Source organism: Photobacterium sp. GB-210, assembly GCF_003026075.1.
Taxonomy (GTDB): Bacteria; Pseudomonadota; Gammaproteobacteria; order Enterobacterales; family Vibrionaceae; genus Photobacterium.
Genome location: NZ_PYNU01000031.1, coordinates 1 through 16,733 on the forward strand (window position 1 = coordinate 1; position 16,733 = coordinate 16,733).

General features: G+C 39.1%; 13 protein-coding genes. All 13 read left to right on the forward strand.

Annotated elements, in window-relative coordinates; translation table 11 throughout:
• Positions 1-460 precede the first annotated feature (460 nt).
• The 13 genes from C9J38_RS20430 (at position 461) to C9J38_RS20490 (ending at position 16,733) form a co-directional block, all read left to right on the forward strand.
• Positions 461-1,600 (forward strand): glycosyltransferase family 4 protein, encoded by a 1,140-nt coding sequence (locus C9J38_RS20430; RefSeq protein ID WP_107208684.1) that lies wholly within the window; start codon positions 461-463, stop codon positions 1,598-1,600.
• Positions 1,597-2,973 carry a lipopolysaccharide biosynthesis protein gene (locus C9J38_RS20435; RefSeq protein WP_107208685.1) on the forward strand — a complete coding sequence of 459 codons (1,377 nt, stop codon included), beginning with the start codon at positions 1,597-1,599 and terminating at the stop codon, positions 2,971-2,973. Before C9J38_RS20430 ends, C9J38_RS20435 begins: the two co-directional genes overlap by 4 nt.
• A complete protein-coding gene (locus C9J38_RS20440) occupies positions 2,960-4,303 on the forward strand; it encodes an O-antigen ligase family protein (protein ID WP_107208686.1) in 1,344 nt (447 codons plus the stop codon). Before C9J38_RS20435 ends, C9J38_RS20440 begins: the two co-directional genes overlap by 14 nt.
• Positions 4,293-5,438, forward strand: coding sequence for a glycosyltransferase (locus tag C9J38_RS20445; RefSeq protein ID WP_107208687.1), 1,146 nt, complete (start codon positions 4,293-4,295; stop codon positions 5,436-5,438). The genes C9J38_RS20440 and C9J38_RS20445 overlap by 11 nt, the downstream gene beginning before the upstream one ends.
• Before the next feature lie 65 nt (positions 5,439-5,503).
• Positions 5,504-5,842, forward strand: coding sequence for a hypothetical protein (locus C9J38_RS20450; protein WP_107208688.1), 339 nt, complete (start codon positions 5,504-5,506; stop codon positions 5,840-5,842).
• Positions 5,843-5,845: 3 nt separating this feature from the next.
• Entirely contained in the window at positions 5,846-7,294 is a 1,449-nt protein-coding gene (locus C9J38_RS20455; RefSeq protein WP_107208689.1) for a sugar transporter, read from the forward strand.
• A complete protein-coding gene (locus C9J38_RS20460) occupies positions 7,287-8,354 on the forward strand; it encodes a glycosyltransferase (RefSeq protein WP_199187173.1) in 1,068 nt (355 codons plus the stop codon). Before C9J38_RS20455 ends, C9J38_RS20460 begins: the two co-directional genes overlap by 8 nt.
• A 10-nt stretch (positions 8,355-8,364) precedes the next feature.
• Positions 8,365-10,152, forward strand: coding sequence for a sugar transferase (locus tag C9J38_RS20465; protein ID WP_107208691.1), 1,788 nt, complete (start codon positions 8,365-8,367; stop codon positions 10,150-10,152).
• A 51-nt stretch (positions 10,153-10,203) separates the two neighbouring features.
• The gene (locus tag C9J38_RS20470) at positions 10,204-10,515 is read left to right on the forward strand and encodes an STAS domain-containing protein (protein WP_105061076.1); all 312 of its coding nucleotides are present in this window, start codon (positions 10,204-10,206) and stop codon (positions 10,513-10,515) included.
• The gene (locus C9J38_RS20475) at positions 10,515-11,300 is read left to right on the forward strand and encodes an OmpA family protein (protein ID WP_107208692.1); all 786 of its coding nucleotides are present in this window, start codon (positions 10,515-10,517) and stop codon (positions 11,298-11,300) included. The genes C9J38_RS20470 and C9J38_RS20475 overlap by 1 nt, the downstream gene beginning before the upstream one ends.
• Positions 11,297-14,587: an SLBB domain-containing protein gene (locus C9J38_RS20480; protein WP_107208693.1), complete on the forward strand. Its 3,291-nt coding sequence runs from the start codon at positions 11,297-11,299 to the stop codon at positions 14,585-14,587. The genes C9J38_RS20475 and C9J38_RS20480 overlap by 4 nt, the downstream gene beginning before the upstream one ends.
• Positions 14,584-15,273 carry a hypothetical protein gene (locus C9J38_RS20485; RefSeq protein WP_107208694.1) on the forward strand — a complete coding sequence of 230 codons (690 nt, stop codon included), beginning with the start codon at positions 14,584-14,586 and terminating at the stop codon, positions 15,271-15,273. The genes C9J38_RS20480 and C9J38_RS20485 overlap by 4 nt, the downstream gene beginning before the upstream one ends.
• On the forward strand, positions 15,270-16,733 hold the full coding sequence (locus C9J38_RS20490; protein ID WP_107208695.1) for a response regulator: 1,464 nt from the start codon (positions 15,270-15,272) through the stop codon (positions 16,731-16,733). The genes C9J38_RS20485 and C9J38_RS20490 overlap by 4 nt, the downstream gene beginning before the upstream one ends.

The following is a 16,733-nucleotide window of genomic DNA, read 5'->3' on the forward strand; positions in this document are numbered from 1 at the left end:
TTTGAATTGACTGTGCCAAATAACCGAAGTTATTTGTATTGGTCACTAGTATCATTGATAAATCTTTCGACTTAACTTTTCAACGAGTGCCCACACAGATTGCATGGTCAAATTGTTAAAGAACAATACTAAACTCGGCAACCGCTTACGCCGTTGTCCGTGTCAGTGGGGTCGCATTATAAGAGCAAATATAAAGATGGCAAGAATAAATTAAACAAAAAAAACCAAGTGTTCATAATTCAAACAATACCTCCATTGGTGATTATTTTCACCTCTATTTGTGCATCTTCTCTTACTAAATAACCCTATCTAACCTTAGTGATGAATTGCAAAACACAAGACGTTTAATCACGATGCGATGCAATCTGTCTCAATAGCTGATGATCTTCTTACTTAAGTGCCACTGAAACATGGCACTAAGTTTGAATTCTTTATTAAAAGTCATTCGCGGAGCACTGTGATGAAGACAATAGGTTATGTGATCCCTTGTTTCCCTACTTTATCTGAAACATTCACGGGTGTTGAAATGAGAGCAATGATTGCACTTGGACATCATGTTGTTCCGTTTTCATTTATGAAAGGTCAACACTTTCAACGTGCTGATATTCCATTAATGAAGCAGTGTTGCTACCCCTCAAACCTTCCCTACTATAGTTTTCGCCACATCACCCGTTCCGTAAGAAGCTTACCTTTTATTTACCAACAACATGAGTTCGGAAAACTCGCTCTTATTCGGCAAGGCCTACAATTAGCGCTATGGGCACATAGTTACCAATGCCAGCATCTTCATGCGCATTTTGCTTGGCATAGCTCAGCGATTGCAATCGTTGCAGCAAAAATATTGAATATTCCAGTGTCATTTGTTGGGCATGGCGCTGATATCTACGCTGGGCCTCAAGATTTACAAGCCAAGCTTTCTCATTGTCAGTTTTGCTGCGCTGTGACAAAGGCAATGCATGATCATTTGCAATCACTAACAAAGACACCTGTTCACTATCTACCTTGTGGGATTGAAGAGCAAAACTATCCCACTTTAAATAATGAATGGTCTCCATCTAAGCGCTTTTTATTTATTGGTCGATTGGTTGAAAAAAAAGGGCTTATAACGTTATTGAAAGCCATACAACGACTCAAACACCCGATTGAAATCGATATTGTTGGTGATGGGCCATTAAAATCGGAACTAATATCTTTTTGTAAACGGCATGGACTCATAAACGCTGTTTCTTTTTTAGGCAGTCAAAATGCAGATTGGCTACGATCTCATGCTCAACGTTACCAAGGACTAATCGCTCCTTTTACCATCGCTAATAATGGTGATACTGATACAGGCCCACTAGTTTTAAAAGAAGCCCTTGCATTAGGGATCCCTATTATTACTACTAACCTTGTTGGTTGTACTGAGATCCTTTGCTCTGATATAGGAGTGATGATACAGAAAGATTCACCTACAGAATTAGCAACGGCAATTACAAACCACCAGCTAAAAAGCTATCAGGAATTAAAAACTCAAAGAGAGCTCGGTTATAGGCATGTCATGAAAGCCTTTACTGCAAAAGCTCAAGCGCAACGGCTATCACAGTGGATTGAAGCACTATGAGCACATTAAAAGTTGTTGCGGTTTATGGGATTGGAGTCGTCTTTTGTAAACTAATTGGATTGCTACTTCAACCTTATGTTACAGATCAATTAGGTTTGGAAGAATACGGTAAGCTTGATGTATTATTAGTTTTAACTACATTCTTATCACTGCTCATTAGTTTAGGCATCATTGATGGTCTCTATCGTTTTTATCATGATGCATCAAACCCAACACGGTTATTAGGCCAAGCCTTATGGCAAGTCATGTTATGTGGTGCAATAATTACAAGCCTACTTGTTTTTTTTAATCACGATATTCAAACGCTTTTACCTGGTCCACCGCCACTTTTTTCCTTTAATTGTTTTATTTTTACTATCTACTTTAACTCTCTTAACGCTATCCCTTTAGCAAAGCTAAGGATTGAGAATAATGCTAAACACTTTGTAAGTATTTTACTTATCACGGCATTATTGCAAGCGGCCTTAGCGCTCTTGTTGGTCACTACATGGAAAGTTGATGGTATGGCTTTAGCTGGATTGATCGCACAAGTCGTGTGTAGTGTTTTACTCTATAAACAATGGCCAATACCACGCTTCTCAATGAACCCCGCATTATTAAAATATGGTGCAATTCTAACTATCTCTGGATTATTGGGTTTTATTTCATTAGGTGCTGAGCGTTGGGCTATCGCGCATTATTTAGGAGTGGAAGCGGTATCTCCTTATGCAATTGCAATGCAGTGGGGGGTTGCCGCTAGTTTATTAATAGAACCTTTTGCGTTGTGGTGGTTTCCAAAACGATTTAGCTTTATCAATACAGAGCAACGTAAACAATACTTAGCCAATATTACTATTTTAGCTTGCCAGCTTTGCATACTTATTTCTGCTCTTGTGCTTTTGTTCGGCCCTGTTTTTTTAAGGTTTTGGCTTAATGCTGAGTTTTATTACAGTAGTGTTCTTATCCCATTCATCGCATTGTGGTTAATGCTAAAAGGCTGTTGTACTTTTCTTAATGTCGGCTGCTATTACCACGAACATGGACAAGGAATATTATTGATTAATAGCCTGTCAACGCTATTATCATTACTCGTTTTTATTTATATATTACCCTTATTTGATATTCTCGCATTGATCTATTGTGGAATTGCGATTCAAGCATTGCGCCTTTTTATTTTTTACTTTTATAGTCAATACCATCTCCCTCTGCGATATCCTCTCTCTGATTTGTTTGTCAGTTTTTCACTTATTATACTGATCTGTTTTTGTCAGCAATATCAACTCACTTATTGTCTCATTCTGTTAACTCCTCTTCTTTGCCTTCAAATCTATTGGCCTTGGCGTCACCTTTGTAACTATCGCCATGTATTACAGGTGATCTATGACAAGGGGTAAACAAATTATCATCGCTTTGTTTAGTACGATAAGTTGCTTTATTGTAAGCAATTACACGTTTAAACATTACTTTGCATTTCTTGGAATACTGTCCCTGCCCTTTGTTGTTAAGCGTGCTTTTTTACTCTGTATTTGGTTTATTCTTTTTTCATATTTTCGCTTACATGAAGCAATGCCATTCCTTGAACCCTTTAAAATACCCAAGTTATTAGCACTTGCTTGTTTGGTCGGATTAAGTTGGCAGTTATGGATGAACTATCGTAACTTCAAGTGGCACCCATTGCATACATGGCTACTTTGCTTTGCATTTTGGGTCAGTATTAGCTGTGCTTTTGCTTCTAATAGAGAAGAATCATTTGAAATGTTGTCAGGTAACTTTCTAAAAATCGTTTTAATGGTTTTTGCTATTAGTTTATTACCCACCCATATTTCTCAACTAAAAAGAATTCCTTATTTACTCTTTCTTTGTGGTTTGTTGATTGCCTCTATTACGTTGTATAACAAATATTATGAGATTGGATTAGTCGAAGAAACACGTGTCACGATCGGGCGAGCATTTGGATCAATGCTCGGTGATCCTAATGATCTCTCTTTAGTTCTGTTATTTCCGCTATCATTTACTGCTGTCTATATTTTCCATGGTCACATTTTTGCTCGTCTTATTGCGATGCTTATTAGCATAACTCTCCTAGCAGGTATTGCAGCAACGGAAAGTCGAGGCGGACAACTGGGAATAATTAGCGTGGTATTTATGTCACTGCTTCTTCGCAGTAAAAATATCGTCACACCACTTATCATTACCGCTCTTGGGATCATGGCTTTATTTGTCGCTGCAGGTATTGAAAACAGATTTGTTTCATCGGCTAGTTCAGGCGCCATTGATGAGTCTGCAATGGGGCGTCTTTATGCTTGGGGCGCTGCAATAATGATGGCAGTTGATCATCCATTTACTGGTGTTGGATTAAGTAATTTTTATAATAATTACTATTTTTACTCAGTACATTGGGATGGTAAGAACCATGCTGTTCATAGCTCTTGGTTTGAAATATTAGCTGAGAACGGATTTGTCGGGTTATTCTTATTTGCTACTTTGTTAATAAAAACTTTCCAACTTAGTTACCGCTTACTTAAACGATTAAAAAAAACAACATATCAACCACTTGCTGAAGGGCTATGGCTTGGCATGGTTTCATTTTCTGTCAGTGGTACTTTTCTCACACAAGGAACAACGTGGCCTTTTTATATTTTATTAAGCTTATTAATTGCAACCGATCGATTAACTTGTAATACAAATCAACTCCATAAAAAGGATTTGAGTCATGGATCGTGATATAGAGTTTATTATTTTTGGTGAAGATTGGGGACGACATCCATCTAGCACTCAGCACTTAATATCAATCATTGCTCAGCAATATCCTGTCTATTGGATCAATTCTATTGGTTTAAGGCAACCCCAACTGCAAGCTAAAGATATCAGGCGTATTATCGAAAAGTTCATGGCTTTTATGCGTCGTACAGAAAAAACTGAAACCTCCCCCCAATATTTAAAAAAGATCATCAAACCTCTTGTTTGGCCATTAGCTCGAAATAAAGTGATGAAGTACATCAATAAGAAGCTATTGACGACACAACTCCCCCCAAAAAAACACTATCGTGTTTTATGGATAGCCTTACCGAGTGCGATTGAATATATCGAACTCTGCCAAGCCGATTTAATCATTTATTACTGCGGAGATGATTTTTCAGCACTAACTGGCGTTGATCACGATAAAACAACGCAAGCAGAACAAACATTAAGTATGCAGGCCGACCTTATTTATGTGGCAAACAGACAATTAATGGCACGCTTCCCGAAACACAAGACACATTATTTGCCCCATGGTGTTGATCTTCATTTATTTAAATCAAAACATGAATGCCCACCAGCCATTGATAAAGATAAAAAAAATATTGGCTTTTATGGCAGTTTAAATAATTGGCTTGATTACGATTTATTACAACAACTCGCATTAGCGCGCCCACATCTTCAATTTTATTTGCTTGGGAATAAGGAGTGTCATCAAGTTCAGCAATTGCAAAATGAGAATATCCATCTATTACCTGCGATACCTCATCACCAACTCGCTAGTTATTTACAACATTGGCATATCGCTATTTTACCTTTCATCAATAATCAACAAATTAAAATGTGTAACCCCTTAAAATTAAGAGAATATTTAGCAGCCGGATGTCCTGTCATTAGCAGTAAATATAAAGCCGCAACAGAGTACTCACCTTTAGTGTCAATTGCGACAACTCAGATAGAATGGCTCTCAGAAATTGATCGCATTACACAGTTAACCCCACAACAAGTCGATGAATATAAACAAAAAGCATACCAAAGCGTCCAGCATGATAGTTGGCAACGTCGTATAGAAAAGATCATTCATACTATACAAAAAATACGATGTTCAACGACTGAATAACAAACCCTTACATCAGGCACTCTTTTTGCAGTCTTTCTTATACACACAAGAAAAAGGAATGCGTGATGATAAGAACAATCTATCTAATCATCTTACTAGGGCTGGTTGGGTGTGCCAGTTCCTCACAATCCAATAAGAAATTAGAGCTTTTTTTTAGTTCAGAGCAAGTGACGTTAACCGCAGAGCAACACCGTAAAATCATCCAATTTTTTTCAACCTTCTCATATAACCAAATAACAGCAACAGTAGGCCCAGCTAAGCTCAATAATAAATTTGACGCTTTATTACACAGTCAAAAACGAATGCAAAACATAGAGACGATCGCACAAGAGCATCAAATCCCTTTAACGTTGGAGTATTCTCCTCAAATAACAATCGATACGTTGCTCCTTCGGAGTAACTAAGGTATGCGCCACCTCTTTATAACGCGCTTATATCCATTACTTTATGGATTATGGCTTCATCGTTATTTATTAGTTTTACCCATCATCATTATGCCTTTTCTAATGACAATAGGCGGCTTTCTTAAAACTAAGTATTACTACTCTGAAACCACTATTTTGGTTCAGGAGGCCGCATTGCTTAATCCTTTTTTAGAAGATTTATCTATTTCAATGAATCTAGAGCAGCGAATTAAAGCACTCCAAGTCGTGATCCAAAGCCAATCAACTTTGGCGATCGTAATTGATGAACTCGATCTAGTGCCTGATAAAAACCCGCAAAAAATTAAACACGTCACCGCTCAACTCGAAAAAGGGATCACCCTTGATTTGACAGGTAACGATCTCGTTCAAATGAGTCTTGTATGGCAACAACCCGAACAAATTCCAGAAATATTAAATATTCTTTCTCGCATTTTCTTAGAAAAGCTACGAGCCCCTGGACGAGCATCGATTGATAATTCAGAAGTGTTTTTACAAAAACAATTAACAACAACCCAAAAAGATTTAGAGCTTGCAGAAAGTGAGCTTGCCACCTTTAAAGCAGAAAATGCGGATAACTTACCGCTCCTACAAGGCGTCAATGTTGATACTAGTATTAAATTGTTAAGGAAAATAAACGAATCAGAATTGGCTTTACTCCACGCAACAAGTAAACGTGATAGCATGTATAAAACACTGATAAATACCAACCCTGTTATCGGCAAACTAGAGCAAGAAATTGTAATGGCCGAAGCCGAGCTTGCTATATTACGTGCCAGTTATACCGATCAACATTCATTAATTAAAAATGTACTCCGCCGTTTAGAGCGTTTAAAACAAGAGCGGACTCGGCAAGTTGAGTTACAGCAATCACTTTCCCCAGATCAAATCAACAGTTTATGGCAACGGCTAGTTAATAGCACTCAAGATCCTGAAAACCAAACCCAGCCTATATTGCTCAGCCAATTTGAAACCTTACAGCAAGCAGAGTCTGAAATCGATGCCATTAATCAAGAGCTCGTATTACTCAAAAAACAAGCTGCAAATATCATAGGAAAACGGGTGGAGTTTGCAGAATTAGAAAAAAAACTCACCAGTTTAGAGCGAAACTATAAGGTCAAATCGAACATTTATAACCAACTACTAGAGCGCTATGAAATGGCCAGAGTCACTGGCCACCTTGGGCGTTTTGAAGAACCAGACAAGCTCAAAATAATAGACAAACCCTCAGTACCGAATGCTCCTCAAAATTGGCCATGGTGGATGAACTTTTTGTCCGGCATTCTTTTTGGCGCAGTCATTGCTTTATTTCTTGTAGGCATCTCGATTATTTTTGATACGCGATTATATCAATCCAGCCATATCCGACAGTTAGTATCTTACCCAATCTTGGTGCGCATTCCTTACTTCTCAAAGGAACATGAACATGGTTAGAACACTACAAGTCGTCCAACATTTACGCCCTGGCGGGTTAGAAAAGCTCGTTCTGAATTTGGTGCGTTTTGCCTCATCAAAGCATCGTGTTTATGTTGCTTCATTAGAAGAAACAGCCACATCTGCTATTTCAGCATGGCCTGAGTTAGCAGCATTTAAAAACCAATTAATATTTTTAAATAAACCCTCAGGTATACATCTTCAAACCGCTTATCAATTAAGAAAAATCATTAATAAGCTAAAGATCACCACGGTTCACAGCCACCATTTAGGTCCTTTACTCTATAGTCGACTCGCACTATTAGGGCTAAGCACAACCCATATACATACTGAGCACGACAGTTGGCATCTAGAAGAGCCAAAACAACAAACCCTCACTCGTTGGCTATTAAAAAATAAACATGTTGAACTCGTCGCCGATGCCCCAACAATAGCCAAAGATCTTCATCAACGATTAGGTCGTCCAGCCGATCATATTATTAATAACGGTATCGACTGTCACTTTTACTGTATTGGTGATCAAGCCGACGCTCGTCATGACTTAGCATTGCCTCAGAAACAAATACTCATTGGTTGTGCTGGGCGACTGGTTTCAGAAAAAGGGATTGATACCATGCTTCTCGCCCTATCATCACTTCCAGAGCATTATCATCTTGTTATTGCAGGTGATGGCGAGCAGTTCTCAAACCTCAAACAGCTCGCCTGTCGTTTACAGCTTGAGCATCGTATTCACTGGTTGGGTTATTGTAAAAACATGCGTTCTTTTTATCGCGCTATTGATGTGTTCTGCATGCCGTCACGTCATGAAGGACTCCCCTTAGCTTTGCTTGAAGCACAAGCGTGCGGTAAACCGATTGTGGCATCAAATATTGGTGCGATCCCCGATGTCGCCCATCCAGAAAACAGTGTATTAATATCGCCTAATGATCCTGTCCAATTAGCTCACGCTCTAGATCATGTACTGACACATAAGACTAATGAAACAAAAACAGCGCATTTCATCCAACACGTTGCTGATGTAAGAACGATGACAGCAGCGTATGAAGCCCTCGCGAAGTAAGGAGCTAACCATGATGGTAAGTTGGTTTATTCTTTTAATTCTAACGCTAATTATTATTTATCATCATGTTATCTATAGTGCTGTTATGGTGTGGTATGGACAACATCTAAAACGAAAAACCATTACAGTAGAACCAGATAGTTTTCCAGCCATTGCGATCCTTATTCCGGCTTATAATGAGGAAGCACATATTAACGATAAACTGGCTAATTTATTGATGCTTGATTATCCCGCAGAAAAACTGTTTATCTTCATTTGTTGCGATGGTTGCAATGATGCAACCGCAAAACTTTGTCGCCAATGGGAGAGGCAATTTCAACGGGCTAATATTCATTTTCAGTTGCAAATAAGCACCAGCAATAAAGGAAAGTTAGCGCGCCTAAATCAACTTATCACGATGGCACAACCTTATGCAGAACTGGTTGCATTAAGTGATGTATCAGCGCTTATCTCGATCGATGCCCTTAAACAAGCAACCCATAGTTTTAACGATCCTAAAGTTGGTGCAATCACAGGTAATTACCTTATTTATGATGGCAATACAGGAGAGAAACAATACTGGTCTTGGCAAAATAATATGCGCTTTGCGGAATCACATTTAGGTAGTGTTATTGGTGGCAATGGCGCTTTTTATATTATGCGATCACGCTTATTTCAGCCATTGCCTTACGACACCATCAACGACGATTTCATGTTGCCGATGCAAGTGCTTAAGCAAGGTTATAATGTGATTTATAATGAATGCATAAATAGTATTGAGCTCGATATTAGTAGTAATGAACAAACCCATCAACGAAGACAGCGTATTGGCGCCGGTAACTTACAGCAACTGATCCGCTGTCGTTTTGTATTTAATCTCCACCAGCCAGGGGTAAAATGGTTATTCGCATCTGGTAAAGGTTTAAGAACCTTAATGCCTTTTCTTTTCATCATGTACCTAAGCATAACCTGTTACCTTGCCGTCCATGGCTCACTTCTCGCCATATGGTTAACGGGATTGCAAGTCGTTGGATATGGTCTTGCGGCACTACCTCTATTAGGTGTAAAAAATAAACTGTTAGATAAATTACATTATTTAATAGGTGGTTACCTATCTTCTTTAATTGGAATGCTACGCTATCTCTTTGGGCAATTTAGAGATGGCTGGAAAAAAAAGCCGCCTCTCAATACCTACCAACATTCTTTTACGATTATCCTCAAACGCTTCTTCGATATTCTTCTCAGTTTTATAGGATTATTACTCACACTTCCATTATGGCCCCTGATCGCCTTGCTTATACGGTTAGATTCCAAAGGTGATATTTTTTATCGACAAGTGCGTGTAGGACAAATTAATGATGAACATATCATGTTGTTCTCCATGTTGAAATTTCGCACCATGCAATCTAACGCTGAAGCAAAAAGTGGCGCGGTATGGTCTCAAAAAAATGATCCTCGTATCACTCGAATAGGAGGGTTCTTAAGAGATACGCGATTAGATGAACTGCCTCAATTTATTAATGTGATAAAGGGAGACATGTCATTAATTGGCCCTCGCCCTGAACGCCCTGAACTATGTGGAAATTTGCAAAATGCATTGCCTTTCTACTTAGAACGAACTCGAGGCTTACGCCCAGGTATAACAGGCTTAGCACAAGTAAATCAAGGCTACGACAGCTGTATAGAAGACGTTAAAGCGAAGATCGCATGGGATCATGCTTACGCTATCGCATTAGCATCACCATTACAATGGCTTAGAATGGACTGCTGGATATTGCTCAAAACAGCATACATTATGGTAACGAGACGTGGACAATAGTTGGCACAACCTTTGAATCATATTAGTTAAAATAGAGAATAAGGAATACCTATGTTCGCATCGTCCAGCTCAGTTATCGCACTTGCTCTACAAGATGAATTTGATGCGCAAAGAGCAAGGGAGCTTGAAAGTGAATTTGATGTTCTCAGTCAAACCGAGCGAATGGAACTCGTCATTGATATGACGCAAGTCCAATTTATCGACTCATGTGGTATTGGTGCCATTGTTTTTCTTTATAAACGCTTAAAAAGCCGAGGACGTCGTTTACGTCTACTTAATGTTAACGGTCAACCTAGAGAGTTAATGCAAATGCTCAGGATTGATAAAGTGATCCCACTCATCACATCAGCAGAGTTAACTTAATGAAATCGCCTCTATTGCTGCTTATAGCCTTATTATTACTACTGACAGGTTGTAGTACTTTTTGGCCTGCGCAAGGAGAAATTCCACTTTCACCGCCAAAACAAACCCAACTCCATCAACTCGAACACCATCAGTTTGAGCTCCAATTACTCGCAACACGAGGCGCCAAACATTGTCTTCCTGGTCAATATATCCGATTACAAAACCTTTATTTAAAAGCAAGAGAAGAAGCCCTTAACGGTTTTGATCGTGATGCTGAAATTACTCTTTTAAAATACCAAACCCAGAATGCCGTGATCCAAAAGCAAATGGATTGGTTGGAATATCACACCCTATGCCTTGACCCCAACTATTCTGAAGTAGAACTCAAAGAGCGTTTCTTATTATATATGTCCGTCGATAACCAGTTTGCGTTAAATAAAACAACCTTGTTGCCTGATTATCAAGAATCACTCCGCTATGCCGCTGGAATAATTAAACGTCAAGAGCACTGGCACTTACAACTTATTGGCTATACCGATAGCCAAGGTAATGAACTGAATAACTATGCTCTTGGCTTAGAAAGAGCGAATACAGTTAAAGACTTCTTTGTTGAAAATGGCGTTGATCCTAACCAAATAACGGTGCTTAGTGTTGGAGAAACACAGGCCATTGACGATAACACTCTCACAAAGCAGCTCAATAATAGAAAAGTAGAAGCAAGAGTATTGGTTGAACACCACGCTCAGTCTATTCATCGCGTATTTGATATAAAGGACTGGCATACAATTCGAGATGGCTTATGATCCGTATCTTCTGCCTACTCATTCTCTTTATCTGCTTCCCTTTACGGGCAGACAATACAATCACGCTAACGGCAGGTGATCGCATTTTCCTGTTTGTACCAGGCGAAAAAGCATTCAGTGACGATTTCACGATTGATGATAACGGAAAAATTCAACTCCCAGAAGTCGGTACAATATCGATCGCAGAGCTCACCATCAAAGATGCTGAACAAAAAATAAAACAAAAACTATCATCTATCTATCTTAACCTTGATGACTTTAAGCTTACCTTAAAAGAACAACTCATCCGTATTCATGTACTTGGCTATGTTGAAACTCCAGGAACTGTTTCACTCAAACCTAACAGCAATATTCAATTAGCACTTGCTGCTGTTGGCGGTGCAAGATCAGGCGCGCAGTTAAACAAGTTCTCCATCATACGTAATGGCATATCTCAACGTTTTAATTATAAAAAATATTTAGATACGGGTGATACCTCCAATCTACCTACCTTAACCAATGGCGATACCCTCTTCGTCCCTGTATCTCCACTGCTCGGCAACATTGAAGTTGATTTTGATGCTGCAGCGATTCAAAACACAGGTGATTCAAACAAAAAAAATGGCTTAACATTATTTGGTGAAGTCCGAAACCCAGGAACATTTAGTTATAAGCCAGAAATGAATGTGGTTGATGCCATCATGCGTGCAGATGGTGTAACACGCTATGCCGACGTAACTAAAATTCGAGTGGTTACCGATAATAAACCTTATATATTTGATCTAAAAACCTTCTTAGATACAGGTGATACCCAACATCTTCCTCCTATAAAAGAGGGAACCACAATTTATGCTCCGATTGAAATTGATGACATCAGTACAACGGTAAGAACCGCCTTTGTCATGGGGGAAGTGAAAGCCGCTGGCGCTTACGAAATAGGAAAAAATACAAAATTTATTGATGTGCTAGCCAATGCCGGTGGTCCAACACGTTTCGCAGATACAACTCAGATCAAAATACTCAGTGAAACAGAACCGCCAATAACGATCAATCTCGTTGAGTTTACTAAATCACCACAAGATTATGATATCCCGCTGATGAAAACAGGTGATGTCATTTTTATTCCAGAAAAAACCACCGTAAATGTAAAGTCATGGCTTAAAATTACGGATGATCGCTCTATTAAAATTATAGGGGCAATCAATATCCCAGGGCGCTATGAGTGGAGCCCAGCGATGGATTTCATGGATCTACTCGCTCACGCAGAAGGCCCGACTAAACGTGCAAATTTAACGAATATTCGACTCATCACCGAAGACAAAGATCTTAATAAAGGCCATGACGTCTCTTTCTTTAATTTCCAAAACTTTATCAAAAAAGGCCATCCTAAAAGATTACTTCCTGAGCTTTCTGCAGGAATGACCATTATTATTGATGAATTACCCGATGACCCCAGTGATAATAAAGCCAGTTGGTTACGCCAAGCACCAAAAGATTCTATTTATATCTTTGGCTCAATTGGCGCGCCTGGTCGCTATGCGTTTAATAATGACCAAGGGTTTCTTGATATCCTCTCAGCCGCTGATGGGCCAAGTAATGAAGCTGACTTACAAGAAGTGCTTATTACGCATCGCAATGGTACTCAAAGCCATGTTACTCAGTTAGATCTTTCCGAATACTTTCGAACTGGGGATGAATCAGTCTTACCCAAAGTCGTTCCTGGGGACGTTATTTATATACCAAAAATATCAAAAGCTTCAGATCATCATGCAATTAAGATTATCGGTGCGGTTTATACCCCCGGACGTTTTAATTTCAACGAAAAGCTAACATTTTTAGATCTACTTTCCATGGCTGGAGGACCAAAAAATAAAGCTAACTTATCCAGTATTCGCATTGTAAGACTTCCGAAAAAAGATCAACCCTCGGCTCAAGGGCATCAAGTACTCTTTTTTGATCTTGAGAATTTTATTAAGCAAGGAAGCCCTGAAAGTAAACTCCCCAAGCTCACATACGGCGATACCATTATCGTTGATGAACTCCCGCACAACCCTAGCGACAGTAAATCCAGCTGGCTCCGTCAAGCAGCAAGCGATTCGATCTATATTTTTGGGGCCGTAGGATCTCCTGGTCGGTATGGTTTTAATAAAGAACAAGGGTTTCTCGACATTCTCTCTGCCGCAGACGGACCAATTGGTGATGCAGATATTCAAGAGTTACTCATCACACATCGCAATGGTAAAAAAACAACCGTTTCTCGTATCGATCTTGCGAGGTACTTTGAGACTGGTAATGAAAAACTTCTTCCTACCGTACTCCCCGGCGATGTCATTTATGTACCACAAACAACTCAAGCGAAAGATGATAAAACTGTCATGGTTATTGGTTCAGTAAAAGGTCCGGGGCGATTTAAATGGAATAGAAAACTGACTTTTTTAGAGATTTTTGCTCTTGCTGGCGGCCCATTAGAAAGCGCGAACTTAAGCAGTATTCGCATTATCAAGAAAAACAAAAACGATCCAAATAGTATTATTTATTTTGATTTAGAGAAATTTATCGATCGCGGCGGTAACTTTGCAACACTCCCAACCATAAGGGCGGGAGATACGATAATGGTCGATGAACTCCCACGTGATCCCAGTGATAATAAATCCACATGGATTCGACAAAACGCAGAGGAATCTATTTATGTCTTTGGGGCAGTAAACTCACCTGGGCGATATGCCTTTAATAGTGACTTAGGGTTTTTAGATATTATTTCAGCAGCAGATGGCCCAAATAAAGATGCTAACTTACAGCAAATAAAAATCAGCCATCGTAACGGGACCCATGCCAATGTCACAACACTAAACCTTACTCTGTATTTTGAAACTGGCGATGAAAGTTTATTACCCAAAGTAGTCCCTGGCGATGTTATCTACATTCCGCATCAAGATGGAAATTGGTTAGATAAACCTGCAAATCGTGTTGTAAGACTGATGGGAGAAGTAAAAAAACCAGGGCGTTACTCATTCAACAGCCAGATGTCTTTACTCGATTTACTAGCAGAAGCAGGCGGCCCCACGGATAAAGCCTATATAGATAAAATAATGATCGTCAATAGTTCATGTTGCGGAGATAAAAGCCAAACATTCAGTTTACGGAACTACATAAAATATCCAGCAGAAACACCGATCCCCATGCTTCGTCCAGGAGATACGGTATATGTCCCCAATGAAGATGATTCAACAAGCACACTGTTAAGACAAGGCCTTCAAGACGCATTTAGTTTTGTAACAACCTTGCTTGTAATAGGAGCCGCATTATGAAACCTTGGTTGAGCGAAGAAATGGAACACCTATTCCAACAATTGCACCAGCAACAACTTCGCATAATCTGCGTTGCAAGCTGCAATCAAAAATGCGGAAGTTCAACAATGAGCTATTGGCTAGCTGAACGTTGCTCTGTAAACCAAACAAAAGTGCTATTGATCGATCTTGATCTTTCTGGATCAGGGCAAGGATTCGAGCCAACACCGTGGGAAACCGAAAATAAAGAGCAAAACCTTATTAATAAGCATCCCTTTCTAGATATTTTGCCCCAACCCAAAGATCAATCCACAGTGCTCACATTGCGACAGCCCCATAAACTTCGTTATCTTCTCCAGTATTGGCAACAACATTATCACTATATTATTTGTGATACAGGCAATATCAACACCGCTAACTGGCGAAATTTACCAGCCGTTAATATCGCTAATGCCAGCGATGGCATCCTTTTATGCCTTTCCGCAGCCAAGACGACAGAAAGTAAACTGCTAACAAGTATTACCAAACTAGAAAAAAGTAACTGTAATATCATTGGCCTTATTATTAATGATCAATTTAATCCGACACTCGCACAACGAATGCTAAAAAGTCTCAATACCAAAGCATGGTGGCTCCCTGAAAGGATCAAAGCAAAAATTACCGCAATGCTAAATAACAGCCAACTTCTACAAGGAAAATATCAATGATCAATCAGGTATTATTCAAACAGACTTTTTGCTTAAATTACGAGAACTTAAAAACCATTAGGCACTGGCTAAAATCACAAAGCAATAAGCTCAATTTAAGTTATGAGCTGAGTCAGCATATGATCCTAGTTTGTAATGAATACTGTGTTAATTTACTTGCACATCAACGCTTAACCGCAAGTCACGTTGAATTAAAATATGGCTTACGTAATAATCAAGCTCGATTTGAAATCATTGATAACGGCTCTCATTGGCAAGCAATGAAAGAAAAAATCAGCTCCGCAATATTACCTGAAGAGCCCGCTTGCAATAAATTAGGGCTCGCTCTGATCAATACCTACTTCCCTGACTTTAAATATTTTCTCACCAATCACCAAAATATTATTCAATTTAACCTTCCACAAAAAAAGTCAAAACCGCAACTTCTGATCGTTGATGATAGCCCAAGCCAACTCGCACTATTTGCGACCTTTCTCCGCGATCACTATCAACTCATTCTCTTCAGTAAGCCCATTGAAGCACTCGATTGGCTAGCTCATAGCCAATGCAATATGGTGATAACCGATTTACACATGCCCAATATAAATGGTTTCAGTTTTAGAGATAAAGTGACAGAGTTCAAGCACTGCCAGTCATTACCCTTTATCTTCATCTCAGCAGACAACAAAGACGCCACACTTTTAGAAGCAGCAAGAGCAGGTATTGATGACTATTTAACAAAACCACTCAATAAAGAAAAATTACTCACAATACTGAAACGAGTGTTAAAGCGCCATAGCACGCTAGCGTCTGTTTTTGAAAAACAGCTATTGGCACAGATGACACCTTACCAATCAGAATTTCCATCCAAAATTATGCTTCGAGATATCACAATAGATATTGATCAATACCCGATAAACCAAGGTGATTTTTTATTATATCGAGAACCCAAAAAAGACAAGCCTGCTATGCTCATCCTCGGAGATAATATGGGACATGGTCCATTGGCTAAAGCTAACGGTATTGGCTGGTTTGGCTATATTGCTGGCTTGCTTGATGCAGGTATAGAAAGTCCAAAAGAAATATGCGAGATACTCAACCAACAACTTATTGCTGCACCCAATAATCGTCATTTGATTTGTTTAATGATAATGATCATAGATAATAATAATACTGTGCACATCTACAATGCAGGCATGCCTGCAGCACTTCAACTAAGTCATGATAAGAGCATACATCTAGAAGAAAATATGGGCTTATTAGGGATCAATACCCAATTAACCATAGAACCAAAACGCATTACACTAACCAAAGATGTCAGCCTTCATTGTTACAGCGATGGACTTGCTAACCACCCTATAACTATTAACCAAATTAATCGATTAACACATTATCAAGCGAAAGAAAGGCATATGAAAATTTGGCAAAATCCGCAACGCTCAGCCATAGATGATAAAACGTTAATCAGCATATATAGATAA